A 23,578-nucleotide genomic window follows, 5' to 3' on the forward strand; every position below is an offset into this window, starting at 1 on the left:
CGAATGAGGGAAGCCGTCGCCAGGGGCGGCGCTCAGCTGCGAGGCTTGATGGCGGTCATGCGCCAGCGCGCGCGGGCGCTGCTGGCTTGCTCGATCAGGGCTTCGAGGGCATCGGGGTTGTCGGCGTTGATGGCCGTTTCCAGCGCATGAAGGGCGCGCTGGAAATGGCGCGACTGCGCCAGAAGTTCTTCGCGGTTGGACATGAGGATGTCGCGCCAGACGGAAGGGTCGCTCGCGGCGATGCGCGTGAAATCGCGAAAGCCGGGGCCCGCGAGCGTAAGGAAATCCTGGCCTGAGGCCTGGCCCTGGATGGCGTTCATCAGCGCAAACGCCACCAGATGGGGCAGGTGGCTCACGGCGGCGTAGGCCGCGTCGTGCGCTTCGGGCGTCATCTGCTTGACCTGGCAGCCGAGCGCGGTCCAGAGCTGATGGGCCTTTTCCAGTTGCGGCGGGAGCGTGCGCTCGATGGGCGTGAGGATGACCTGGCGACCGTGGTAGAGGTCCGCATCGGCGTGCTCCACCCCGGCCACCTCCTTGCCCGCGATCGGGTGTGCCGGCACGAACACACCCACCTGGTCGCGCAGCACGCGGCGCGCGGCGTCGATGACTTCGCGCTTGGTCGAGCCCACGTCCATGATCAGCACGTCGCCCCGCACCAGATGGCGAATGGCCTTGAAGGTGGCTTCGGTGGCAGCCACCGGCACTGCCAGCAGCACCAGATCGGCGCCAGAGACGGCGAGCAGCGCAGAGGGCGCTTCCACATCGATCACGCCGAACTGGCGCGCGCGTTCGGTGGTGGAAGGCGACTTGCTGTAGCCCACGACGCGTTTGACGAGGCCCGCGCGCTTGAGTGCCAGCGCAAAGGATCCGCCCATCATGCCGCAGCCGATCAGGCCGAGTTGTTCAAACATCATTCGTTCACCGGGTATGCGCCCAGCACCTTGTAGAAAGCGCACAGACCCTGAAGTTCTTGTAGAGCGGCGGCCACGTGCGGTTGCGAGGGGTGGCCGGCAATGTCGATGTAGAAGTAGTACTCCCACTGCCCGGACTTCGCCGGGCGCGATTCGAAGCGCGTCATGGACACCCCGTTGTTCTTCAGCGGCACCAGCAGGTCGTGCACCGCGCCGGGACGGTTGGGAACGGACACCACCAAGCTGGTGCAATCGCGTCCGGAAGCCGGCGGCATGGCCAGCGTCTGGGGCAGGGTGATCACCGCGAACCGCGTGCGGTTGTAGGCCTCGTCCTGAATGGCGTGCGCAACGATGTGCAGCCCGAACTGGGCCGCAGCCCGTTCGCTGGCCAGACCCGCCCAGGTGGGGTTGGTGGCCGCCAGGCGAGCTCCTTCGGCGTTGCTGGAAACTGCACGTCGCTCGGCGTTGGGCAGATGTTGCGACAGCCAGTTCTGGCACTGGGCCAGCGCTTGTGGATGCGCCATGACGACCTCGATGCCATCCAGTTCGTTGACCTGCCGCAGCAGGTTGTGGCGAACCAGCAGGCTGACCTCGCCCACCACGTGCACGGGCGAGCGCAGGAACAGGTCCAGCGAGCGCGCCACCACGCCTTCGGTCGAGTTCTCCATGCCCACCACGCCGAACTGGGCGGTGCCAGCGGCGGTGGCGTGGAACACCTCGTCGAAGTTGGCGCAATAGATCAGGTTGGCCGCGCTGCCGAAGAACTCGATGGCGGCTTGTTCGCAGAAGGTGCCCTGAGGGCCGAGCACAGCCACGCGTTGCGGCGCTTCAAGGGCCAGGCAGGCTGACATGATCTCGCGCCAGATCGAGGCCACGTGCTGGTTGAGCAATGGCCCCTGATTGGCGCCCTGGATCTTTTCGATCACCTGGGCCACACGGTCCGGGCGGAAGAACGGCGAGCCCTCCTGGCGCTTGATGTCGCCAACCTGCTCGGCCACGTGCGCGCGCTGGTTGAGCAGACTGAGAAGTTGCTGGTCCAGCGCGTCGATCTGCACGCGCAGGCCCGCGAGGGCATCCGACTGAGTGGGTTGGGTCATCGTGTTCAGGCCTGTGTCATTTCAAAGTGCCGCATGTAGTTCACCAGCGCCTGCACGCCGTCCAGGGGCATCGCGTTGTAGAGGCTGGCGCGCATGCCCCCCACCGATTTGTGGCCCTTGAGCTGAAGAAGGCCAGCGGCCTTGGCCCCCGAGAGAAAAGCTTCGTTGCGCGACTCGTCGCGCAGGAAAAAGGGCACGTTCATGCGCGAGCGGCAACTGGGCGCGACCTTGTTCTCGTAGAACGGCGATTGGTCGATGAAGTCGTAGAGCAGGGCGGCTTTGGCCATGTTGCGCGCCTCCATCGCCGCCACGCCCTGGTGCTTGCCTTCGACCTGTCGCTTGAGCCACTGAAAAGTGAGGCCCGCCATGTAGATCGCATATGTCGGCGGTGTGTTGTACATGGAGCGGTTGTCGGCCACTGTCTTGTAGTCGAACGCGCTCGGGCAGATCGGCAGCGCGTGGCCGATGAGGTCTTCACGCACGACCACCAGCGTGAGACCGGCCGGCCCGAGATTCTTCTGGGCGCCGCCGAAGGCCAGGCCGACCCGCGTCCAGTCCACCGGACGCGAGGCCACGTGCGATGAAAAATCGATGACCAGCGGTGCGTTGCAGCCGAGCGACTTCAGGTCAGGCAGTTCGTGCACCTCGATGCCATTGATGGTTTCATTGCTGCAGAGGTGAACGTAACTTGGCGCCTCGCTGATCTGCCACGTGCGAGGTTCCGGCAGGCTGGTGTGGCCATCGGCTTCATTGCTGGCGGCCACGCGTGCCTGCGCATACCGGCGCGCTTCCTTCAGCGACTTCAGGCTCCAGCTGCCGGTGATCACGAAGTCCACAGCGGCGCCGCGCGACAGGTTCAGGGGCACGATGGCGTTTTCAGCAAGGCCACCGCCCTGCATGAAGAGGATGCGGAAGTGGTCGGGCACCGCGAGCAGTTCGCGCAGATCGGATTCAGCCGCTTCAAGAATCCTGCCGAACTCCTGCCCGCGATGGCTCATCTCCATGACGCTCATGCCGCTGCCTTGCCAGTCCAGCATCTCGCCGGCTGCGTGTTGCAGCACTTCAGCCGGCATGGCCGCCGGGCCGGCGGAGAAGTTGTATGGCCGTGGTGTCACGGCTCGATGCCCGGCTCATCGGCTTCGCCAGCTTCGCCGGCCTCTCCGGTTTCGCCCCCGTCGGGCATGTTGGCGTCGTTCTCCACAATGCGCTGCAGACCCGAGAGTTCAGAGCCCTCGTCCAGTGCAATGAGCGTCACACCCTGTGTGGCTCGGCCCATCTCCCGGATCTCGGAGACGCGCGTGCGCACCAGAACTCCTTTGTCGGTGATCAGCATGATCTCGTCGTCGGTGTGCACCAGCGTGGCGGCCACCACCTTGCCATTGCGCTCGCTTTGCTGGATCGCGATCATGCCCTTGGTGCCCCGGCCATGGCGGGTGTATTCGGTGATGGGCGTGCGCTTGCCATAGCCGTTGATCGTGGCGGTGAGCACGCTCTGCTGCTCGTCTTCGGCCACCAGCATGGCAATCACACTCTGCGTGTCTTCGATCAGCATGCCTCGTACGCCGCGCGCGTTTCGGCCCATGGGGCGAACGTCGTTCTCATCGAACCGCACCGCCTTGCCGCCGTCGCTGAACAGCATCACGTCATGCTGGCCATCCGTCAGCGCTGCGCCAATGAGGAAGTCGCCCTCGTCGAGGTCAACCGCAATGATGCCGGCCTTGCGCGGGTTGCTGAACTCGTCAAGCGCCGTCTTCTTGACCGTGCCCATGGAGGTCGCCATGAACACATAGCGATCCGACGGGAAGCTGCGCATCTCGCCCGTGAGCGGCAACACCACGTTGATCTTCTCGCCTTCCTGCAGCGGGAACATGTTGACGATGGGTCGGCCGCGCGATCCACGCGAACCCGCCGGCACTTCCCACACCTTGAGCCAGTACAGGCGGCCGCGGTTGGAGAAACACAGGATGTAGTCGTGCGTGTTGGCGATGAAGAGCTGGTCGATCCAGTCGTCTTCCTTGGTGGCAGTGGCCTGCTTGCCGCGACCACCGCGCTTCTGCGCCCGGTACTCTGACAGTGGCTGGCTCTTGATGTATCCGCTGTGGCTGAGCGTGACCACCATGTCAGTGGGTGTGATCAGGTCTTCGGTGGCCAGGTCCTGCGCGTTGTGCTCGATCTCGCTGCGCCGTGCGCCCAGCTTGGTCTGGCCGAATTCCTGTTTCACGACGGTGAGTTCGTCGCCAATGATGGTGGAGACCCGCTCGGGCCGGGAAAGGATGTCCAGCAGATCGTCGATCTCACCCATGACGTCCTTGTACTCCGCCACGATCTTGTCCTGCTCCAGACCGGTCAGGCGCTGCAGACGCATCTGCAGGATTTCCTGTGCCTGCGTCTCCGACAAGCGATACAGGCCGTCGCCGCCCATGCCGAATTCACGCTCCAGGCCTTCGGGCCGGTAGTCGTCGGCGTTGATCACGCCGCCATCGGCGCGGGTGCGGGTGAGCATTTCCCGTACCAGCTGACTGTCCCAGGGGCGAGCCATCAGTTCCGCTTTGGCCACCGGAGGTGTGGGCGACTCGCGGATGATGCGAATGAACTCATCGATGTTGGCCAGCGCCACCGCCAGACCTTCGAGCACGTGGCCACGCTCGCGCGCCTTGCGCAGGTTGAACACGGTGCGGCGCGTCACCACTTCACGGCGGTGCTCGAGGAAGACCTGGATCAGGTCCTTCAGGTTGCAAAGACGTGGCTGGCCATCGACCAGCGCCACCATGTTGATACCGAAGGTGTCCTGCAACTGCGTCTGCTTGTACAGGTTGTTCAGCACCACTTCCGGCACTTCACCCCGCTTGAGTTCGATCACCAGGCGCATGCCCGATTTGTCGGACTCGTCCTGGATGTGGCTGATGCCCTCGATCTTCTTCTCGTGAACCAGTTCGGCGATGCGTTCCTGCAGCGTCTTCTTGTTGACCTGGTAGGGCAGTTCGTCAACGATGATGGACTGGCGCTGGCCACGATCGATGTCCTCGAAATGGCACTTGGCCCGCATCACGACCCGCCCGCGTCCCGTGCGGTAGCCGTCCTTCACACCGTTGATGCCGTAAATGATGCCCGCCGTGGGGAAATCGGGAGCGGGAATGATTTCCATCAATTCATCGATCGAAGCCTGCGGGTTCTTCAACAGATGGAGACAAGCATCCACCACCTCATTCAGGTTGTGAGGCGGTATGTTGGTCGCCATGCCCACCGCAATGCCCGCCGACCCGTTGACCAGCAGATTCGGCAGGCGCGAAGGCAGAACCAGAGGCTCTTTTTCCGAGCCGTCGTAATTGGGGCCGAAATTGACCGTTTCCTTGTCAATGTCCGCGAGCATCTCGTGCGAGATCTTCGACAGGCGAATTTCGGTGTAACGCATCGCCGCGGCGTTGTCGCCGTCGACCGAGCCGAAATTGCCTTGCCCGTCCACAAGCATGTGCCGCAGGGAGAAGTCCTGGGCCATGCGAACGATGGTGTCGTAGACCGCGCTATCGCCATGGGGGTGGTATTTACCGATCACGTCACCCACGATACGGGCCGACTTCTTGTAGGGTCGGTTCCAGTCGTTGTTGAGTTCGTGCATCGCGAACAGCACACGCCGGTGCACCGGCTTGAGGCCGTCTCGGGCATCGGGCAGTGCCCGGCCCACAATCACACTCATCGCATAGTCGAGGTAACTGCGCCGCATCTCCTCTTCAAGACTGATGGGCAAGGTCTCTTTGGCGAACTGTGTCATGTGCGGTGGCTTGAGTGCGGTGGAGGGCCGAAGGGCAACTCATGATTTTAAGGCGCACGTCTGCACACGCCTCGAGCGACTTTCTGTTGTGTCACGACAACGAATGATGCAACGCGAGTGTTCGTCCTACAGAGCCGCACCGGGCGCCCCGGTTGGCGTCTGCGGGCTTGTGGCACAATAAATTCCAGCGTTTTTAGTGGTGGTCACTACAAGCGTCGTTCTTGTTACGCAGTCTGTCTGCGGCTTATATAGAGGAAAACCATGAAAAAACTCAACAAAGTGGCAATGCTGTTGGCAACCGCCGCCATGGCAACCGCCGCCGGCGCCCAAACCATCGATAACTGGCGCAATGGCACCAGCGAACTGGTCTGGAAAAACGGTACGAACGAACTCTGCTGGCGCGATGCCAGCTGGACGCCCGCCACGGCCGCTCAAGGCTGCGATGGCGCGATTGTTCCGGTCGCTGCACCCGCACCGGCACCTGCTCCGGCACCGGCACCCGCTGCTGCACCGGCTCCCGCTCCTGCACCCGCACCTGCCCCGGCTCCTGTCGCTTCCAAGGTGACCTACGCTGCCGATGCATTCTTCGATTTCGACAAGGCCGTGCTCAAGCCTGAAGGCAAGGCCAAGCTGGACGATCTGGCTGGCAAAGTCTCCGGTATCGCCTTGGAAGTGGTGATCGCCGTGGGTCACACCGACTCCACCGGTGCCGCTGGTTACAACCAGGCCCTGTCCAACCGCCGCGCCGAAGCCGTCAAGGCCTATCTGGTGAGCAAGGGCATCGAAAGCAACCGCATCTACACCGAAGGCAAGGGTCTGACCCAGCCGGTGGCCGACAACGCCACCCGCGAAGGCCGCGCCAAGAACCGTCGTGTGGAAGTCGAAGTGGTCGGTACCCGCAAGAACTGATTCACCTCAGCTTCGACCTGAAAACCGCGCTTCGGCGCGGTTTTTTCTTGTGCTGACGATAATCGACTGATGAATCCACATACCAATGCCGATCCGGCTGAACTGGCCAAATTCTCCGAACTGGCGCATCGCTGGTGGGACCCCGAAAGCGAGTTTCGTCCGTTGCACCAGATCAACCCTTTGAGGTTGGGCTGGATTGAAGGTCTGGTGCCGTTGGCGGGAAAGAGGGTGCTCGACATCGGTTGCGGAGGCGGCATCCTGTCGGACTCAATGGCCCGCAAGGGCGCCAACGTGCTCGGCATTGACTTGTCGTCGAAAGCTCTGCGGGTGGCTCAGCTGCATGCCTTGGAGGCGGGGACGGCGAACGTTCAGTATGAGGAGATCAGTGCGGAAGCCCTCGCGCTGGAACGACCCGGCGAGTTCGATGTCGTGACCTGCATGGAGATGCTGGAACACGTTCCCGATCCGGCTTCTGTCGTCAAAGCATGCTCTACGCTCGTCAAACCGGGCGGTTGGGTGTTCTTCTCCACCATCAACCGGAACCCGAAGGCCTTTCTGTTCGCCATTCTCGGCGCGGAGTACGTTCTTCAGTTGCTGCCAAAAGGCACACACGAATTTGCGAAGTTCATTCGTCCCAGTGAGCTGGCATCGCACTGCCGCGCGGCGGGACTCGAGCTCGCTCAGACCCGTGGCATGGAATACAACCCACTGACACGTCGCTACTGGCTCAGCGGCGACACCAGCGTGAACTACTTGTTGGCCACACGCCGGCCATGACCGGGCCGATCTTCCGGAGCGTACGGGCCGTGCTGTTCGACCTGGACGGCACCTTGATCGACAGCGCTCCAGACCTGGGCGCTGCGGCCGACCGGATGAGGCAGTTGCGAGGCATGGCCTCATTGCCCCTGAACCGGTATCGGCCCATGACAGGCTCGGGTGCGCGCGGCATGTTGCAGGTGGCTTTCGGCATCACGCCAGCGCATGCCGACTACGGCAGTCTGAAGGAGGAATTCTTCACCCACTACACCGAGTGCCTGCTGCAGCGAACCCAGCCTTTTCTGGAGGTGCAGCAACTCGTGGAGGTGTTGCGGGAACGGGGCCTTGCGTGGGGCGTCGTGACGAACAAGTCCGAGCGATTCACCTTGCCCATCACGCGCGCGATGCCCTTGTTCTCCACGGCGGCCGCCATTGTGAGCGGCGACACCACGCCGCACGCCAAGCCCCATCCAGCTCCGCTGCTGGAAGCAGCCCGTCGGATGTCGGTCTCGCCTGCTGAATGCGTCTACGTCGGTGACGATGAGCGCGACATCGTCGCGGGACGCGCCGCCGGCATGCGCACGGTGGCGGCGAGGTATGGTTATCTGGGCGCTGGAGCCGATGTGGCAGCCTGGGGCGCCAATGCAGAAGTGACTTCACCCCTTGAACTCTTGAATTTCCTGGAAGTGGCTTAAACTTGGACGCTTGGGGCTGCACCGGTTTCGACGTGGGTTCGGACGCGCAGCAGGGCATGTCGAGGTTCTGTCACCTCGTAAATCCGCAGAAAAAAACCAACTGCAAACGACGAACGTTTCGCACTCGCCGCTTAAACACCGGTGAGCCTCGCAACAGCAGGCCGATGGGCTGGGCAAGGGGGTCGCAAGACCTCCCGGCTGCGAGGTAACTTACATCGGCTGGCTTTGCGTCGGGCACCTTGGCGCAGAGTGAGATTCAAGGATGCTGGCTTCCCGTTTAGCGTGCCACTGCGCGACTCGGGCGGCGAGACTCAAATCAGACGGCTACACATGTAGAACTGCTCGAAGAAGGCTTGCGGACGGGGGTTCAAATCCCCCCAGCTCCACCATACCGCCCGACAAAGGCCGCCAGGCAACTATGCCTGGCGGCCTTTTTCCTTTTCTCGTTCGCGCAGTCGATTCCGTCTGGCGCGCCGAGTGTTCAAAACCCAGATGCCGCTGATCAGGAAGTACACCGTAAGTCCACTGGCCGTGGCGATGATCGACAGCCCCACCGCCAGCGGCTTGCCGACCGTGCGCACGCGCTCCAGCCAATGCGCGGTGCGCTCACGGAAGCCCTTGCGCTGAAGTTCAGGTGGCTCGTCGTGCGCACCCTCCAGCCTTTGCTGGGCCTCGATCTCCGTGATGGCGCGCTCGCCCAGCACGACCTTGCCCAGCCGGTACGCGCCGTAATACACCGGCCCGAACGTGACGGGGTTCGACACCAGCGTGCTCGCCACTGCCATCGGCAGATTGGCGCGCAGCAGAATCGCGCCTGCTGCAGAAGCGGGAATCTGCGCCACTGGAATCAGCAGACCGAAAAAGATGCCCAGGGCGACGCCCAATGCAATGCCCTTGCGGCTGAAGTGCCACAGCGCCGGGTGCAGCAGCACCGGCCCCATCCAGCGCAGCCAGCGGTTGTTGCGCAGCGCCTCCGGCGTGGGCAGCCACTTTCTGAATTTCTCTCTCATGCGGGTGGCCGGGTTGATCGTGTTTCGAACGGCGACAATCGCCGAATCATGATGCAGTTGCAGGACATACTTTTTTCACAGGGCTTTGGCACCCGCCGCATCTGCAGCGGCATGGTGCAGCAGGGACTGGTCGTGGTGGGTAGCGACTCGGTGCCCTGCACCGACCCGACGGCGATGCTGGAAGAGACCGGCCTTGAATTTCGGGTGCAGGGAGAGGTCTGGCAGTACCACGCCGTCGCGTATCTGATGCTGAACAAGCCCGCAGGTTTCGAGTGTTCTCAAAAACCCAGCACTTACCCGAGCGTCTATACCCTGTTGCCGGGGCCTTTGCGCACTCGGGGCGGGGGAGCAGCCGCGGGCGTCCAGGCGGTCGGGCGGCTCGATCAGGACACCACGGGGCTGTTGCTGATGTCGGACGATGGCAAGTTCATCCACCGCATGACGTCGCCGCGCCACCACGTGCCCAAGGTGTACGAGGCGCAGGTGAAGCACCCGCTGGATGACCGGCAGCTGAGTCGCCTGCTGGAGGGTGTGGTGCTGGACGACGATCCGCGGCCGGTGCGCGCCCAGGCCTGTTCAGCGGTGAATGAACATCATCTGCGCATGACGCTCACGGAGGGCAAGTACCACCAGGTCAAGCGGATGGTGGCTGCGGTGGGGAACCGCGTGGAGTCGCTCCACCGTTCGGAAATCGGGAATCTGGTGCTGACGCCCGAGTTGCCTGAAGGCCGCTGGCGCTGGCTGACCGCCAGCGAGGTCGCGGCGCTCACTCAGAAGGTGGCGAAGCCTTAGAGCAGGTCGCCCTTGCGGCTGTCCAGCGGCATGAGGAACGAGTTTTCCTGCCACTGAGAATTGAAGTCGCTGCGAGGGAAGTCGCTCCGAGGGAAATCGCTGCGTGTTTCGCCCGTGGTGCTGTTGGGCCAGTTCGACAGAGGGCCGAAGTCGCTGTTGCGGTTGCTCCGCTGGCGGGTGAGCACGGTGCGCAGATTGGCCTGGGCCGCGATGATGGCGCGTTCTTCCATCTCGCGTTCGCGCATGGTCTGGCTCAAGGTCGATTCGCCGAGGAATTCGGCGCGAATCTCGGCCACGGTGGGCAGGCTGTTGGACCGGACGACCCAATAAGGAAGGCCGCACTGCGTCAGCAAAGAGTGCTTGAGGGTGCGGGTGCTGCGCGGCAGTCCGGCGCTGCCAGGCACGTCCAGGCAGCCGAGTACGCGCCCGTCCGAGCGGCACACGGTAAAGGTGCAGTAGACGCCGCCGAGCAGCTTGTACCACTCCATGCCCTGTTCCTTGTCGCGCGGCAGCGTGAATCGCGTCACCGGCAGCTTGATCATGACGTGGTGGTCGTAGAAAGCGCGTGCGAGCCAGTGCCACACGCGGGCTTCCTCGCTGTTGGCCAGCGCCCGTGTGCTCAGGGGCCAATGCTTGGGGATCCGCCTGCGTTCACGCGCCTGACGTTCCGTCCACCAGCGGTGCAGCAACGCACCCGCTGCCAGCAGAGCGGGCACGAGCACGGCGAGCAGCCATGGATTGGTCCAGTGATTCATGGTGGTGAGGTCGGTCGAACAATTTGTATCAAAGTGTAGGGGTTGTCCGCGAAAACGGGGCGTTCTGTCGCTTGTCCGCACCACATTGCCGTGAATTCCTTGGTGTTTGATCGTCCTTTGCGTGGAAAAAGCCGATTCTCAGGGGATGGGGTCCAGAAATGAGAGCACCGCCGCCGTCAGGGCATCCGGCTGGTCCCTGTGTGGACTGTGCCCGCAGTCGTCCAGTTGGACGCTGCTGGCCTGCGGCGCCACTGCCTCGATGGCACGCAGTTGGCCCAGCGTGCCATATTCGTCGCCCATGCCCTGCACGAGCAGCAGCGGCGTCTCGATCTGCCGGCACTCGGCACGGATGTCGAACGCGGCAAAGGCCGGGCTGAGCCACACGTCGTTCCATTGCCAGAAGGCGTTGTCGACGTTCGCGTGGTAGCGCGCCAGGCGTTGGCGAAGGCTGCCCGGGCCGGATGGATGGTCTTCGTAGAGCCGCCTGGCTTCTGAAATCGCACGCAGTGCGACTTCTTCCACCACGACGTGCGGCGCCATGGCCACGCACGCGGCGACCGGGTGACGGCTGGCGTACAGCAGGGCGATGGTGGCCCCGTCGGAGTGCCCGACCAGGATCGGCGGCGTCGAAAGGCCAAGGCCTCTGAGCAATTCGGGCAAGACATCCCACGCTTCACGGTGCATGTAGTCAGGCCCGTGGCGCCCTTCGGTCCAGAAGCCGTTTTGCCGGGGGGCGTCGCGGACGTGGGGGATGGGATCCGATTGCCCGTATCCGCGCCGGGCGTACAGCCAGCCCGCTCGCCCGCTCGCGGCGCAGAGCTCGGCCGGCCAGTCTCTTCCGCGTTGCGGCCACATGGACACGCTGCCCAGGCCCTCGTGCAGGAACACCAGCGGCGCCCGTTCGGCCGGTCCGGGGATGTGTTTCAACTCGAGGCCGACGCCTTCAATCTCGATGCGGTTCATCCGCAGATCGTACCTAGCCCGGAGGCCGGTCAGTCGCGCGATTGGATGTATTCTTGCCGCCATGTCCCTGCTGTTCGATTCCTTCTGGCGCGCCGTGGTGTATTGCTTCCACCCCCGCGTCATCGCGCTGTCGTTCCTTCCGCTGATCTTGATGGTGGCGCTGTCTTTCGGTCTGGGCTACTTCTTCTGGGAAGGCGCCGTGGCGTCGGTGGCGGCCTGGCTCGAAGCCTTCGGCATGGTGCAGACCTTGCTGTCCTGGCTCGAGCAGGTGGGGGCAGGTTCCCTGCGCATGGTGTTCGCGCCCCTGCTGGTGCTGGTGCTGGCCACCCCGCTGATCGTGTTGTTGTGCCTGTTGCTGGTGGCCATGTTCATGACGCCGGCCATGGTCGAACTGGTCGGGCAGCGCCGATTTGCCGGTCTGGAGCGAAAGCACGGCGGCTCGCTGGTGGTGAGCGTGCTGTGGTCCTTGGGATCGACCTTGCTGGCCGTGGTGGTTCTGGTGCTGTCGATGCCCCTGTGGCTGGTACCGCCCCTGGTGCTGATCCTCCCTCCACTCATCTGGGGTTGGCTCACCTACCGCGTGTTCGCATTCGACGCACTGGCCACGCATGCGAGCAGCGAGGAGCGAAAACTCATCTTGCGCGAGCATCGCGGCACCCTTTTGCTCATGGGCGTGCTCAGTGGCTACCTGGGCGCAGCGCCCAGCCTCTTGTGGGCATCGGGCGCCATGTTCATTGCCATGGCGCCCGTGCTGGTGCCGGTGGCCATCTGGATCTACACCCTGGTGTTCGCTTTCGCCTCACTGTGGTTTGCCCATTTTCTGCTCACCGCGCTCCAGCGGCTGCGCGCGAAAGTGGCGATGGAAGTGCCGGCCGCCGAGCGGGTCGAGCCGGCCCTTCTTCCTGTTTCCGCCGATGCAGCCGCAACCGCTCCTTCCGGCCCGGACGGCACGCCACCCACCCAGTTCCCTGCACGCCCATGACGACCGCATTCGGCCTGATCATCGTTGGCGACGAAATCCTGTCCGGCAAACGCAACGACAAGCATTTGCCCAAGGTCGTCGAAATGCTGTCGCGCCGAGGGCTTTCGCTGAGCTGGGCGCGGGTGGTGGGGGACGAGCGGGTGCGCATCACGAACACCCTGCGGGATGCCTTCGCCGGCTCCGACGTGGTCTTCTGTTGCGGCGGCATCGGGGCCACGCCTGACGATCACACGCGCCAGTGCGCGGCAGCGGCGCTGGGTGTCGAACTGGCCTTGCACCCGGAGGCGCGGGTCCTGATCGAATCGCGCATGCGCGACATGGCGGCCGAAAAAGGAGAGACTTTCGATCCCGCGCGTCCCGACAACGTGCACCGCTACAACATGGGTGTCTTCCCCGCCGGCTCCCGGATCATCCAGAACCCGTACAACAAGATTCCCGGATTCACCTGCGACGGACCGGGGGGTGGCACGGTGCATTTCCTGCCCGGGTTCCCCGTGATGGCTTGGCCCATGATCGAGTGGGTGTTGGACCACCACTACCTGCACCTGCAGCGCCAGGGCGTCTGGCTGGAGCAGTCGGTGATCGTTTTTGGTGCCATGGAGGCGGCGCTGACGCCTCTGATGGAGCAGATCGAAGGGGCGCACGCCGTCAAGGTGTTCAGCCTTCCCAGCGTGGACCATCCCGAATTCGGCCGACACATCGAACTCGGTGTGAAGGGGCTGGCCACGGCAGTGGCTGGCGCGTACAAGGATCTGCTGGCCGGCCTTCAGGCACATGGCGCCAGTCTGGGCCCTGAAATGGTGCGTCGATAGGGTGCACCAATCTGGACCAGTGTTTGTGCCTGCACCGATTCGGGGCGATACCGGCTGCTGCTGCGCGCGTTGGTGCAGCTGGCACCCGGATTTGCCCCCTTCGAGCTTTGGCATGACCCTTTGTGGCGCATGGGCTGCGCCATAATCCGAAGCGCCTGACGGAGCGGTGTCCACGCGGTGCAGGCCGGTGGCACAAATACTGCTTGATTGCAGCGTCGTTTTCAATTCCCAACACACCCAGCTACAGGAGTATTTGATGGCCAAGACCGTCGCAGACGTGATGCAGATCGTGAAGGACAACGAAGTCAAATTTGTCGACTTCCGTTTCACCGACACCCGGGGCAAGGAACAGCACGTGACCGTGCCAATTTCTGCATTCGACGAAGACAAGTTCACCTCGGGCCACGCATTTGACGGTTCTTCGGTGGCTGGCTGGAAGGGCATCGAAGCATCGGACATGCAGCTCATGCCCGACCCCAACACCGCCAACATCGATCCCTTCTTCGAAGAGACCACGATGTTCCTGCAGTGCGACGTGATCGAGCCGGGTGACGGCAAGGCCTACGACCGCGACCCCCGCTCCATTGCCAAGCGCGCCGAGGCTTACCTGAAGGCGTCCGGGCTGGGCGACACAGCGTTCTTCGGACCGGAACCTGAGTTCTTCATTTTCGACGGCGTGCGCTTCAACAACGAACCCGGCCGCGTGATGTACGAGATCGAGGAGTACGAAGCGCCCTGGAACAGCGGTGCCAAGCTCGAAGGCGGCAACCGCGGCCACCGTCCGACCGTCAAGGGCGGTTACTTCCCCGTGCCCCCGGTCGACAGCACGCAGGACATGCGCGCCGAAATGTCGCTGATCCTCGAATCGCTGGGCATCCCGGTCGAGGTGTTCCACCACGAAGTGGCGGGCGCCGGCCAGAACGAGATCGGTACCAAGTTCAGCACGCTGGTGGAGCGCGCCGACTGGACCCAGGTGCTCAAGTACGTGGTGTGGAACGTGGCCAACGCCTACGGCAAGACCGCCACCTTCATGCCCAAGCCCTACGCCGGCGACAACGGCAGCGGCATGCACGTGCACCAGTCCATCTGGAAGGACGGCAAGAACCTGTTCGCTGGCGACGGCTACGCCGGCCTGTCTGACTTTGCCCTGTACTACGTCGGCGGCATCATCAAGCACGCACGTGCCCTCAACGCCATCACCAATCCGGGCACCAACTCCTACAAGCGCCTGGTGCCCGGCTTCGAAGCTCCCGTCAAGCTGGCCTACTCGGCGCGCAACCGCTCGGCTTCCATCCGCATCCCGTACGTGGCCAACCCCAAGGGCCGCCGCATCGAGGCGCGCTTCCCCGATCCTTCGGCCAACCCCTACCTGTGCTTCTCGGCGCTGATGATGGCTGGCCTGGACGGCGTGGAAAACAAGATCCATCCTGGCGAAGCCGCCACCAAGGACCTCTACCACCTGCCGCCGGAGGAAGACAAGCTGATTCCGACCGTCTGCCACAGCCTGGACCAGGCACTGGAGTACCTCGACGGCGACCGTGCCTTCCTGACCAAGGGTGGCGTGTTCACCGACTCCATGCTGGACGCCTACATTGAACTCAAGATGAGCGAAGTCACGCGCTTCCGCATGGCGCCTCATCCGGTGGAGTTCGAGATGTACTACAGCCTTTGAGGGTCTTGCCCGGGATGGCCCGGGCATTCCGAAGTCCATGAAAAGGGGACCGCGCTTGCGGTCCCCTTTTTCGTGGTCCTGGCGGCTCAGAGCCACCGCTCAGGCGCAGCGGCACTTTTTCGGGATTTTTTCGGTCATACTGATTTGCGCATTTGTCCGTGCGTGTCAGCCCTAACCGTCCCCGCTGGAGTTGCCGTGTTACCGAATTCGCCATTTCCCACCTTTCGCCGCCTGGCCCTTGCTGCGCTGGCGTTGGTTGCTGCCCAGGCTCTGGCTCAGGGCAATATCTACCGTTGCGGCAATGAGTACACCAATGACGCCCAGGTCGCCAAGGCCAAGGGATGCACGCTCATGCAAGGCGGCAACATCACCATCGTCGAGGGCACCAAGGTCGTACCCGCTGCCCGGGCCACGCCTGCCGCGACCAACCGAAGCAGCGGTGAACGTGTGGATTCCGCCGCCCAGCGCGCCCGCGACAGCGATGCGCGGGCGATCCTGGAAGCCGAACTTCGCAAGGCCGAGGAGCGGCTGGCCCAGGCCCGCAAGGAGTACGCCAACGGCGAGCCCGAGAAGCAGGGCATCGAGTCGCGCAACTACCAGCGCTACCTGGATCGGGTCGCCGAACTCAAGGCCGCAGTGGGTCGCGCGGAGAGCGACGTCGCCAGCATCCAGCGCGAGCTCGGACGCGTCGGCGTTTCCCCCAACAGCTCGGGTTCTGCCTCAAAATAGGCGGCTTGAAAAAGCCCACGCCACCCCCCCGATTCCCCGCGGAGTCTCGCTCCCCCGTCCCCAGTACCGTCCACCCGCGCAAGTCGGTGACGGCCCCATCACGGTTCCAGTCGCTCGACCTGCTGGCCACGCTCGTGGCGGTGGTCGACCAGCACGGTGCCGTGCAGTTCGCCAATGCGGCGCTGGAAGACGCACTGGGGATGTCCCGTCGCAGCATCGCCGGGACTCGGCTGCAGGAATGCTTTACCGAGCCGGCCTTGCTGGAGAGTGCGCTGCTCGGCGCCAGCGGCAACCATTTCGCTGCCCTGCGTTACGACGCCTGGCTCAAGCGCCTGAACCACGATGCGCTGCCGGTGCATGTGGTGGTGGCGCAGACCGACAACCCGGGCGAGGTGGTGGTGGAGCTCTTGCCGCTGGAGCAGCAGGCCCGCCAAGAGCGTGAAGAACGCCTGATCGACCAGGCGCAGGCCAACAAGGAGCTCATCCGCAACCTGGCTCACGAGATCAAGAACCCGCTCGGGGGCATTCGCGGTGCCGCGCAGTTGCTGCAGATGGAGCTGGATTCGCGGGAGCTCATCGAATACACCCAGGTCATCATCCACGAGGCCGACCGGTTGCAGTCGCTGGTGGACCGGCTGCTCGCCCCTCACCGGCGGCCGCACGTCGTGGGCGACGTCAACATCCACGAGGTGTGCGAGCGGGTGCGCTCGCTGATCCTTGCCGAATTCCCCAGAGGCCTGCGCGTCGTGCGTGACTACGACACCTCCATTCCGGAGTTCCGAGGTGACCGGGAGCAGCTCATCCAGGCGGTGCTCAACATTGCTCACAACGCGGCACAGGCCCTGGGTGAGCGCATCGCGGCGGGCGATGCCCGGATCGTCTTCCGCACGCGGGTGGGTCGACAGGTGACATTTGGCAAGCAGCGCTATCGGCTGGCACTGGAATTGCATGTGATTGACAACGGGCCTGGTGTTCCAGACTCGATCAAGGACCGCATCTTCTACCCGCTGGTATCGGGACGTGATGGCGGTTCCGGCCTCGGGCTCACGCTGGCGCAGACGTTTGTCCAGCAGCACCATGGCCTGATCGAGTGCGAGAGCGTGCCAGGGGAGACGGACTTCAAACTCCTGATCCCGTTGCCCTAGACCGATCATCGACACCGACAGCCGAGCGCCGCGCCACAAGAAAGGGAAGACATCTACATGAAGCCGATCTGGATAGTGGACGACGATCAATCGATCCGCTTCGTGCTCGAAAAGGCGCTGCTTCGGGAAAACCTGCCCACGCGCAGTTTCACCAACCCGCAGGACGTGCTGAAGGCCCTGACGGACACGCCCGAGAGCGAGGGCCCGCAGATCCTCGTGAGCGACATCCGCATGCCTGGCGGCTCGGGGCTGGAGCTGCTGGAGCGCGTGAAGGAGAAACTGCCGGGCCTGCCCGTCATCATCATGACCGCGTTCTCCGATCTGGACAGTGCGGTCTCCGCCTTTCAGGGCGGCGCCTTCGAGTACCTGCCCAAGCCCTTCGACCTTCCCAAGGCGGTGGAACTGATCCACCGCGCGGTGGAGGAAAGCCAGCGCGAGGAAGTGGCCGAGGAGCGCATGACCGCCGCACCCGAGATGCTGGGCCAGGCGCCCGCCATGCAGGACGTGTTCCGCGCCATCGGACGCCTCAGCCAGAGCCAGGTCACCGTGCTCATCACCGGCGAATCGGGCTCGGGCAAGGAGCTCGTGGCGCGAGCGCTGCACAAGCATTCGCCCCGATCCGGCGGCCCATTCGTGGCCATCAACACCGCTGCGATTCCGAAGGACCTGCTGGAGTCCGAGCTGTTCGGGCACGAGCGGGGTGCCTTCACCGGCGCGCAGACCATGCGGCGCGGCCGCTTCGAGCAGGCGGATGGGGGCACGCTCTTTCTTGACGAGATCGGCGACATGCCGTTCGACCTGCAGACACGGCTGCTGCGGGTGCTGTCCGATGGGCATTTTTATCGGGTCGGCGGCCACAGCGCGGTGCGCGCCAATGTGCGTGTGATCGCGGCCACCCACCAGAACCTGGAGCAGCGCGTCAAGGAGGGCGTTTTCCGGGAGGACCTGTTCCACCGGCTCAACGTGATCCGCCTGCGCCTGCCGGCGCTGCGCGAGCGGCGCGAAGACGTGCCCATGCTCACGCGTTTCTTCCTGCAGCAGAGTGCCAGACAGCTCGGCGTGGAGCCCAAGCGCATCTCGGAAGCGGCGCTGCGATTGCTCGGCACCTTCGACTTCCCTGGCAACGTGCGCCAGCTCGAGAACGTGTGCCATTGGCTCACGGTGATGGCGCCTGCACAGATGGTCGAGGTCAAGGACCTGCCGCCGGAGGTGCTGAGCATGGCCAGCAGTGCAGCGCTGGCCAGTGCGCCCGTGCAGGCGCCGGCCTCGATGCCGGCGCCGGTGCTGCAGACGGCCGTGCCGCTGCCCGAGCCAGAGTCCTTGTCCGAAGCCGTTGCATTGCACAGGGACGCGTCACCCGCACCGGTGGCGGCCACGCCCGGTGCGACCCTGGCCTGGGAAACCGGCCTTCAGGCCGAGGCACTCTCGCTGCTGGAAGAGGGCCGCACCGACGTGTGGGACGTGCTGACCCGGCGATTCGAAACACGTTTGATCCAGACCGCCCTGTCCAACACGCGGGGTCGTCGCATCGAGGCGGCGCACAAATTGGGCATTGGCCGCAACACCATCACCCGGAAAATTCAGGAGCTCAATCTAGAGTGACCACCACCGGCGCGTGGTCGCTGGGTTGCGGGTTCTTGCGGGGCGCGCGGTCGATGGTGCAGGCGCTGACCCGGGTGCGCAACGCGTCGCTCACGAGGATGTGGTCGATGCGCAGCCCCCGGTTTTTCTGGAAACCGAGCATGCGGTAGTCCCACCACGAATAGCTCTTCTCGGGCTGCTCGAACAGGCGGTACGCGTCCGTCAGGCCGAGCTTGATCAGGTCCTGGAAATGTGCGCGCTCTTCCACCGTGTGGTGGATCGTGTCCTTCAGGCCCACCGGGTCGAACGAATCGCGGTCTTCGGGCGCCACGTTGAAGTCGCCCATCAGCACCAGACTCGGATGGGCCTTCATTTCTTCACCCAGCCATCGGTGCAGCGCCTCCAGCCACAGCATCTTGTAGGCGAATTTTTCCGTGCCCGGTGCCTGCCCGTTGACGAAGTAGCAGTTCACCAGGCGCACGGGCCCTGCAGCGGTGTCCAGCGTCGCGGCGATCACGCGCGACTGCGGATCGTCGTGGTTCGGGATGTTGCGCACGACATCGCTCGGTGGGGTCCGGCTCAGGATCGCCACGCCGTTGTAGGTCTTCTGCCCAAAAACGGCCGCGTGGTATCCGGCTTCTTTCAAGGCGTCGTAGGGAAACTTCTCGTCCACCAGCTTGAGTTCCTGCAGGCCGAGGGCGTCCACCGGGTTGGCGGCCAGCCAGTCGAGCACCTGCGGCAGGCGGATGGTGAGGGAGTTGATGTTCCAGGTGGCGAATTTCATGGCTCAGCGCTCACGGGTGTAGGTGACGAAAGCGAATGGCAAGCCCGTGGCCGAGGTGTGCTGCTCGCGGGTGCTCTCCAGCCACTCGGACCCGAAAGTCGGGGCATGGGCGTCACCCTCGAACGCCTGAGCGATCTCGGTGACCACGGCACTCTGCGCCAGCGGCATGGCAGCCGCGTAGATCTGTGCGCCGCCGATGACCCAGGCGTCGGTGGTCCCAGCCGGGCAGAGCGCCGCCGCTTCCTGCACGGAGCCCGCACGCAGCGCCCCTTCTGCCCGCCAGTCGGGGTCTCGGCTGACGACGATGTTGGTTCGCCCCGGCAGCGGCCGGAAGCGCGCGGGCAGCGAATCCCAGGTCTTGCGGCCCATGATCACCGGGCTGCCGAGCGTCGTGCGCTTGAAATGCGCCAGGTCTTCCGGAAGGTGCCAGGGCAACTGGTTGTCGCGACCGATCACGCCGTTGGAGGCGCGCGCCAAGATGAGGTGCAGGCGCGGAACTGTCATCGGATCACCTCCGGTTGCGCTTGCGGTGCGAGCTTGCCTGGGGCGGCCCTGCCTGCCCTCACACCGCCACCGGCGCCTTGATGGCAGGGTGATGCTGGTAGTCCACGATCTCGAAGTCGTCCAGCTCGTAGTCGAAGATCGAATCCGGGCGCCGCTTGATGCGCAGGGTGGGGTAGGGATGCGGTGCGCGTGAAAGCTGGAGCGCCACCTGCTCGGTGTGGTTGCTGTAGATGTGGCAGTCGCCGCCGGTCCAGATGAACTCTCCCACCTCCAGATCGCACTGTTGCGCGAGCATGTGGGTGAGCAGTGCGTAACTGGCGATGTTGAACGGCACCCCCAGGAAGATGTCTGCGCTGCGCTGGTAGAGCTGGCAACTGAGCTTGCCATCGGCCACGTAGAACTGGAAGAACGCGTGGCAAGGCATGAGCGCCATCTTGCCCAGGTCGGCCACGTTCCAGGCGCTCACGATGATGCGACGGGAGTCGGGGTTGGTCTTGAGCTGCTTCACCACCTCGGCGATCTGGTCGATGTGGCCACCGTCGGGCGTGGGCCAGCTGCGCCATTGCACGCCGTACACCGGGCCCAGGTCGCCATCTTCGCGGGCCCATTCGTCCCAGATGGTGCAGCCGCGTTCCTGCAGCCATTTCACATTGGAGTCGCCGCGCAGGAACCAGAGCAGTTCCACGATGATGGCCCTGGTGAACACCTTCTTGGTGGTCACCAGCGGGAAACCTTCTTTCAGGTCGAAGCGCATCTGGTGGCCGAACACGCTGGTGGTGCCCGTGCCCGTGCGATCGGTTTTCTCCACGCCGTGCGTGAACACGTGGCGCATGAAGTCTTCGTATTGGGAGCGGATGGGACGCTGGCTCATGGACTCAGGCTGGTCTGGATCGCCGGGAAGAGTGGCGAGGGCGCGGTGATGCGTTGGTCGAAGGGGTGTTGCTGCAGGGCGAACACTTCCTGGATGCGGCGGATGTAGCCCTGGGTCTCGGGGTAGGGCGGCACGCCGCGGAAGCGCTCCACGGTGCCCTCGCCCGAGTTGTAGGCGGCCAGCACGAGCGGCACGTTGCCCTGGAAGTACGCCAGAAGCCACTGCAGGTACGACAGGCCGCCGCGGATGTTCTGTTCGGCGTCGAACGGCTTGTTCACCCGAAAGCGCGCGGCGGTTTCGGGGATGAGCTGCATCAGGCCCTGGGCGTTCTTGTCCGACAGCGCATTGACATCGAAGTTGGATTCCGCCCGGATCACCGCGAAGGCCAGGCCCGGCTGGATGCCGAACTGGGGCGCGAGCTTGTAGACGATCTTCATGATGCGCTGCTTCTCGGGCGTGTTCACCAGTTCCCGGTAGCGAACCGCCAGCGCCTGGGCTTCGACCGCCTCGCGTTCCCGCTGGGCGACCAGGTCGGTGCGACGCAGTTCGTCGCGTTCGGCCTGCACCACGCAGTCGGGTTTGTCGGCGGGTACGTTCAGGCGCTTGAACATGTTCTCCGCGTGCGTGTCACCCAGCAGCGCTGCGCGGGCGTACCAGTGCGAGGCATAGCCGTCGTTGCGCGGCACGCCTTTGCCGCTGGCGTAGAGCCAGCCGAGCTTGAAAGCAGAGAAGACGTCACCGGCCAGTGCAGCGCGGCAATAGAGCGCCACGGCGGCGTTGATGTCGCGCGTCACGCCCTCGCCCTGTTCCAGTGCGCGCGCACGGTCCTGCCAGGCCTGGCGCTCGGCAGGGTCTGCCGCATGCGCCGGGGCCAGCGTGGCCAGCAGGCACGCCAGCATGAGGCGAATCAGGAAAGGGGGATTCATGGGAGGGCGAGAACGCGGCCGGGGTTCATGGTGTGTTGGGGGTCCAGCGCCTGCTTGATGGCCCGCATGAGGCCCAGGGCGACCGGGTCCTTGTAATGCGGCAGGTGCCCCGCCTTGAGGCTGCCCACACCGTGCTCGGCGCTGATCGATCCATGGTAGCGCGCCACCGAGTCGAAAACCAGCGCGTTGACGCGCGTTTCCTGCTCCGCCAGGAATTTTTTGGCATCTTCGCCCTCGGGTGCCTGCACGTTGTAGTGAAGGTTGCCGTCTCCCAGGTGGCCGAAGTTCACCAGGCGCACGCCGGGCACTTCACGTTGCAGCAGGGCATCGGTCTCGGCACAGAAGGCCGGGATGGTGGACACCGGGATGCTGATGTCGTGCTTGATGTTCAGGCCTTCCTCGGCCTGCGCCAGCGGAATGCTTTCTCGGATGTGCCACAGGCCACTCGCCTGCGTCAGGCTCTCGGCCACCACCGCGTCGCTCACCAGGCCCTGGTTGAAAGCGGTTTCCAGCAGGCGCTCGAACTGGTCGCGGGCGTGCGTTTCGGATTCGCTGTCGCTGTTCTCGAGCAGCACGCAGTACGGGCTGTCCCGCCAGAGCGGTGTGCGCAGCGCCGGAAAGTGCTTGTCCACCAGGCTCAGGGCGAACTGGCCCATCACCTCGAACCCGGTGAGGCCTGCGCCCAGTTGCTGGTGCGCAAGGCCCAGCAGCGACACGGCCGCGTCCAGACTGGGGAGGGCCGCCCACGCCGTCAGTTGGGCCGCAGGCAGTGGATACAGCTTGAGCGTGGCGGCGGTGATCACGCCCAGCGTGCCTTCGCTGCCGATGAAGAGATCCCTCAGGTCGTAGCCGGTGTTGTCCTTGCGCAGTCCCGTGAGGCCCCGCCACACCTCGCCCTGGGCGGTCACCACTTCCAGCCCCAGGCACAGGTCTCGCGCGTTGCCGTAGCGCACCACCTGGGTGCCGCCCGCGTTGGTGGCCAGGTTGCCGCCAATGGTGCAACTGCCCTCCGCGGCCAGGCTGAGCGGCAGCAGGAAGCCGGCCTGCCGCGCCCGATCCTGCAAGTTCTGGAGCACGCAGCCGGCTTCCACCGTGAAGGTGAGGTTCGCGGCGTCCAGTTCGCGCACGGCGTTCAGGCGGGTGAGGCTGAGCACCACCTGCTTGCCGCTGTCGTCCGGCACTGAACCCACCACGAGGCCGGTGTTGCCTCCCTGCGGCACGATGGACACGCGCGCCGCAGCGCAGGCCCGCACCACCTCGGCCACCTCGGCCGTGCTGCCCGGGCGCACCACGGCCAGGGCCCGGCCATGGGCGCGCCGGCGCCAGTCCTGTTCCCAGGCGCTCAGGTCGGTTGCCGGGTCGTCGTGGGTGAGCACCTGCGCCGGTCCGACCGCTTGACGCAGGGCAGCGAGCAGGGTGCCCAGGTGTTCGCTCATGGTGCGGAAGAGGACGAAGCGGTGGCGCTGGCCACGTCGGCCGCCACGGCTTCCCGACCGGCCGCGCGCAGGCGGGTGCGCACGTGCAGCGCGCAGGCGACGAACAGCGTCACGCACAGCAGCACCTGGCCCAGCGCCAGCAAGGCACTCAGGCCGGACTCGCTGGTGGCGCGCACGGCGCCTTCGGTGAAATACAGCCACACCACCAGGCTCACCCAGCGGTAGGTGTACATGCGGTTCTTCAGCAAACCGGCCAGCGGCAGGGCGAGCGGCAGCACCTTCAGTGCCCACCACGATCCACCTTCGCGCAGGGGGGCGAGCCACAGCTCCCAGGCCAGCCCCAGGACGATCAGGCCGAGCAGACTGCCCACCGCCAGCCAGCGGGTGTATCGCACGGCAGCAACACCCGGTGATTCGGCTTCGGTCAGCGGTGAATGGGGGGAGGGGGAAGCGGACATGGGGGAGGGCGGGCAAGAGGC

General features: G+C 64.6%; 23 protein-coding genes and 1 other RNA gene. 11 read left to right on the forward strand and 13 right to left on the reverse strand.

Features of this window, described 5'->3' with window-relative positions; genetic code table 11:
- Positions 1-32 precede the first annotated feature (32 nt).
- Genes ACTIEY_RS06850 through gyrA form a run of 4 tightly spaced genes read right to left on the reverse strand, consistent with a single transcriptional unit; the run spans position 33 to position 5,777 of the window.
- Positions 33-911 (reverse strand): prephenate dehydrogenase, encoded by an 879-nt coding sequence (locus ACTIEY_RS06850; RefSeq protein WP_439519417.1) that lies wholly within the window; start codon positions 909-911, stop codon positions 33-35.
- Complete coding sequence (gene pheA / locus ACTIEY_RS06855; protein ID WP_439518371.1) at positions 911-2,008, reverse strand: prephenate dehydratase; 1,098 nt, start codon at positions 2,006-2,008, stop codon at positions 911-913. The genes ACTIEY_RS06850 and pheA overlap by 1 nt, the downstream gene beginning before the upstream one ends.
- A gap of 5 nt (positions 2,009-2,013) precedes the next feature.
- On the reverse strand, positions 2,014-3,123 hold the full coding sequence (serC, locus tag ACTIEY_RS06860) for a 3-phosphoserine/phosphohydroxythreonine transaminase (RefSeq protein ID WP_439518372.1): 1,110 nt from the start codon (positions 3,121-3,123) through the stop codon (positions 2,014-2,016).
- Positions 3,120-5,777, reverse strand: coding sequence for a DNA gyrase subunit A (gyrA, locus tag ACTIEY_RS06865; RefSeq protein ID WP_439518373.1), 2,658 nt, complete (start codon positions 5,775-5,777; stop codon positions 3,120-3,122). The genes serC and gyrA overlap by 4 nt, the downstream gene beginning before the upstream one ends.
- A gap of 261 nt (positions 5,778-6,038) precedes the next feature.
- Here gyrA and ompA point away from each other — a divergent pair, with 261 nt between their 5' ends.
- The 4 genes from ompA to ssrA all read left to right on the forward strand — a co-directional run bounded on the left by ompA (position 6,039) and on the right by ssrA (position 8,526).
- Positions 6,039-6,686, forward strand: a complete 648-nt coding sequence (gene ompA, locus ACTIEY_RS06870) for an outer membrane protein OmpA (RefSeq protein WP_439518374.1) — start codon at positions 6,039-6,041, stop codon at positions 6,684-6,686.
- Between the two features lie 69 nt (positions 6,687-6,755).
- A complete protein-coding gene (gene ubiG, locus ACTIEY_RS06875; RefSeq protein ID WP_439518375.1) occupies positions 6,756-7,463 on the forward strand; it encodes a bifunctional 2-polyprenyl-6-hydroxyphenol methylase/3-demethylubiquinol 3-O-methyltransferase UbiG in 708 nt (235 codons plus the stop codon).
- An 8-nt stretch (positions 7,464-7,471) separates the two neighbouring features.
- Positions 7,472-8,137 (forward strand): HAD-IA family hydrolase, encoded by a 666-nt coding sequence (locus ACTIEY_RS06880; protein ID WP_439519418.1) that lies wholly within the window; start codon positions 7,472-7,474, stop codon positions 8,135-8,137.
- 12 nt (positions 8,138-8,149) lie between these two features.
- Positions 8,150-8,526, forward strand: a transfer-messenger RNA (tmRNA) gene (gene ssrA, locus ACTIEY_RS06885).
- A gap of 27 nt (positions 8,527-8,553) precedes the next feature.
- Here the strand turns inward: ssrA and ACTIEY_RS06890 are convergent.
- A complete protein-coding gene (locus ACTIEY_RS06890) occupies positions 8,554-9,147 on the reverse strand; it encodes a DUF2062 domain-containing protein (RefSeq protein WP_439518376.1) in 594 nt (197 codons plus the stop codon).
- Positions 9,148-9,198: 51 nt separating this feature from the next.
- Between ACTIEY_RS06890 and ACTIEY_RS06895 the strand changes: the two genes are divergently transcribed.
- Entirely contained in the window at positions 9,199-9,939 is a 741-nt protein-coding gene (locus ACTIEY_RS06895; protein ID WP_439519419.1) for a pseudouridine synthase, read from the forward strand.
- Here ACTIEY_RS06895 and ACTIEY_RS06900 read toward each other — a convergent pair.
- Both ACTIEY_RS06900 and ACTIEY_RS06905 read right to left on the reverse strand, forming a co-directional pair.
- Positions 9,936-10,694, reverse strand: a complete 759-nt coding sequence (locus ACTIEY_RS06900; protein WP_439518377.1) for a hypothetical protein — start codon at positions 10,692-10,694, stop codon at positions 9,936-9,938. The two genes, ACTIEY_RS06895 and ACTIEY_RS06900, sit on opposite strands and share 4 nt — an antisense overlap.
- Before the next feature lie 138 nt (positions 10,695-10,832).
- A complete protein-coding gene (locus tag ACTIEY_RS06905; RefSeq protein ID WP_439518378.1) occupies positions 10,833-11,657 on the reverse strand; it encodes an alpha/beta fold hydrolase in 825 nt (274 codons plus the stop codon).
- Between the two features lie 61 nt (positions 11,658-11,718).
- Here ACTIEY_RS06905 and ACTIEY_RS06910 point away from each other — a divergent pair, with 61 nt between their 5' ends.
- The 6 genes from ACTIEY_RS06910 to ntrC all read left to right on the forward strand — a co-directional run bounded on the left by ACTIEY_RS06910 (position 11,719) and on the right by ntrC (position 18,599).
- Positions 11,719-12,639, forward strand: coding sequence for an EI24 domain-containing protein (locus ACTIEY_RS06910; protein WP_439518379.1), 921 nt, complete (start codon positions 11,719-11,721; stop codon positions 12,637-12,639).
- Entirely contained in the window at positions 12,636-13,451 is an 816-nt protein-coding gene (locus ACTIEY_RS06915) for a competence/damage-inducible protein A (RefSeq protein WP_439518380.1), read from the forward strand. Before ACTIEY_RS06910 ends, ACTIEY_RS06915 begins: the two co-directional genes overlap by 4 nt.
- Before the next feature lie 256 nt (positions 13,452-13,707).
- Positions 13,708-15,123 carry a type I glutamate--ammonia ligase gene (gene glnA, locus ACTIEY_RS06920; RefSeq protein WP_439518381.1) on the forward strand — a complete coding sequence of 472 codons (1,416 nt, stop codon included), beginning with the start codon at positions 13,708-13,710 and terminating at the stop codon, positions 15,121-15,123.
- Positions 15,124-15,318: 195 nt separating this feature from the next.
- Positions 15,319-15,852, forward strand: a complete 534-nt coding sequence (locus ACTIEY_RS06925; protein WP_439518382.1) for a hypothetical protein — start codon at positions 15,319-15,321, stop codon at positions 15,850-15,852.
- A gap of 86 nt (positions 15,853-15,938) precedes the next feature.
- A complete protein-coding gene (glnL, locus tag ACTIEY_RS06930; RefSeq protein WP_439518383.1) occupies positions 15,939-16,997 on the forward strand; it encodes a nitrogen regulation protein NR(II) in 1,059 nt (352 codons plus the stop codon).
- A 57-nt stretch (positions 16,998-17,054) separates the two neighbouring features.
- Positions 17,055-18,599, forward strand: a complete 1,545-nt coding sequence (gene ntrC, locus ACTIEY_RS06935) for a nitrogen regulation protein NR(I) (RefSeq protein ID WP_439518384.1) — start codon at positions 17,055-17,057, stop codon at positions 18,597-18,599.
- Here the strand turns inward: ntrC and xth are convergent.
- From xth to ACTIEY_RS06965, 6 genes are read right to left on the reverse strand one after another with little or no spacing between them, the layout of a single operon-like run.
- Complete coding sequence (gene xth, locus ACTIEY_RS06940) at positions 18,586-19,362, reverse strand: exodeoxyribonuclease III (protein ID WP_439518385.1); 777 nt, start codon at positions 19,360-19,362, stop codon at positions 18,586-18,588. The genes ntrC and xth overlap by 14 nt on opposite strands.
- A gap of 3 nt (positions 19,363-19,365) precedes the next feature.
- On the reverse strand, positions 19,366-19,866 hold the full coding sequence (locus tag ACTIEY_RS06945) for a dihydrofolate reductase (RefSeq protein ID WP_439518386.1): 501 nt from the start codon (positions 19,864-19,866) through the stop codon (positions 19,366-19,368).
- Between the two features lie 58 nt (positions 19,867-19,924).
- Positions 19,925-20,737, reverse strand: a complete 813-nt coding sequence (locus tag ACTIEY_RS06950) for a thymidylate synthase (protein WP_439518387.1) — start codon at positions 20,735-20,737, stop codon at positions 19,925-19,927.
- On the reverse strand, positions 20,734-21,663 hold the full coding sequence (locus ACTIEY_RS06955) for a lytic transglycosylase domain-containing protein (protein ID WP_439518388.1): 930 nt from the start codon (positions 21,661-21,663) through the stop codon (positions 20,734-20,736). The genes ACTIEY_RS06950 and ACTIEY_RS06955 overlap by 4 nt, the downstream gene beginning before the upstream one ends.
- Positions 21,660-23,099 (reverse strand): FAD-binding oxidoreductase, encoded by a 1,440-nt coding sequence (locus ACTIEY_RS06960; RefSeq protein ID WP_439518389.1) that lies wholly within the window; start codon positions 23,097-23,099, stop codon positions 21,660-21,662. Before ACTIEY_RS06960 ends, ACTIEY_RS06955 begins: the two co-directional genes overlap by 4 nt.
- Positions 23,096-23,557 carry a DUF2069 domain-containing protein gene (locus ACTIEY_RS06965; protein WP_439518390.1) on the reverse strand — a complete coding sequence of 154 codons (462 nt, stop codon included), beginning with the start codon at positions 23,555-23,557 and terminating at the stop codon, positions 23,096-23,098. The genes ACTIEY_RS06960 and ACTIEY_RS06965 overlap by 4 nt, the downstream gene beginning before the upstream one ends.
- Positions 23,558-23,578 lie beyond the last annotated feature (21 nt).

This window comes from Hydrogenophaga sp. (assembly GCF_051858985.1).
Lineage (GTDB): Bacteria > Pseudomonadota > Gammaproteobacteria > Burkholderiales > Burkholderiaceae_C > Hydrogenophaga.

Bases quoted from the DNA above. Each gene is read 5' to 3' on its own strand.
- ACTIEY_RS06850 (WP_439519417.1), bottom strand. From the start codon at position 911: ATGTTTGAACAACTCGGCCTGATCGGCTGCGGCATGATGGGCGGATCC.
- pheA (WP_439518371.1), bottom strand. From the start codon at position 2,008: ATGACCCAACCCACTCAGTCGGATGCCCTCGCGGGCCTGCGCGTGCAG.
- gyrA (WP_439518373.1), bottom strand. From the start codon at position 5,777: ATGACACAGTTCGCCAAAGAGACCTTGCCCATCAGTCTTGAAGAGGAG.
- ompA (WP_439518374.1), top strand. From the start codon at position 6,039: ATGAAAAAACTCAACAAAGTGGCAATGCTGTTGGCAACCGCCGCCATG.
- ubiG (WP_439518375.1), top strand. From the start codon at position 6,756: ATGAATCCACATACCAATGCCGATCCGGCTGAACTGGCCAAATTCTCC.
- ACTIEY_RS06890 (WP_439518376.1), bottom strand. From the start codon at position 9,147: ATGAGAGAGAAATTCAGAAAGTGGCTGCCCACGCCGGAGGCGCTGCGC.
- ACTIEY_RS06895 (WP_439519419.1), top strand. From the start codon at position 9,199: ATGCAGTTGCAGGACATACTTTTTTCACAGGGCTTTGGCACCCGCCGC.
- ACTIEY_RS06900 (WP_439518377.1), bottom strand. From the start codon at position 10,694: ATGAATCACTGGACCAATCCATGGCTGCTCGCCGTGCTCGTGCCCGCT.
- ACTIEY_RS06905 (WP_439518378.1), bottom strand. From the start codon at position 11,657: ATGAACCGCATCGAGATTGAAGGCGTCGGCCTCGAGTTGAAACACATC.
- ACTIEY_RS06910 (WP_439518379.1), top strand. From the start codon at position 11,719: ATGTCCCTGCTGTTCGATTCCTTCTGGCGCGCCGTGGTGTATTGCTTC.
- ACTIEY_RS06915 (WP_439518380.1), top strand. From the start codon at position 12,636: ATGACGACCGCATTCGGCCTGATCATCGTTGGCGACGAAATCCTGTCC.
- glnA (WP_439518381.1), top strand. From the start codon at position 13,708: ATGGCCAAGACCGTCGCAGACGTGATGCAGATCGTGAAGGACAACGAA.
- ntrC (WP_439518384.1), top strand. From the start codon at position 17,055: ATGAAGCCGATCTGGATAGTGGACGACGATCAATCGATCCGCTTCGTG.
- xth (WP_439518385.1), bottom strand. From the start codon at position 19,362: ATGAAATTCGCCACCTGGAACATCAACTCCCTCACCATCCGCCTGCCG.
- ACTIEY_RS06945 (WP_439518386.1), bottom strand. From the start codon at position 19,866: ATGACAGTTCCGCGCCTGCACCTCATCTTGGCGCGCGCCTCCAACGGC.
- ACTIEY_RS06950 (WP_439518387.1), bottom strand. From the start codon at position 20,737: ATGAGCCAGCGTCCCATCCGCTCCCAATACGAAGACTTCATGCGCCAC.
- ACTIEY_RS06955 (WP_439518388.1), bottom strand. From the start codon at position 21,663: ATGAATCCCCCTTTCCTGATTCGCCTCATGCTGGCGTGCCTGCTGGCC.
- ACTIEY_RS06960 (WP_439518389.1), bottom strand. From the start codon at position 23,099: ATGAGCGAACACCTGGGCACCCTGCTCGCTGCCCTGCGTCAAGCGGTC.
- ACTIEY_RS06965 (WP_439518390.1), bottom strand. From the start codon at position 23,557: ATGTCCGCTTCCCCCTCCCCCCATTCACCGCTGACCGAAGCCGAATCA.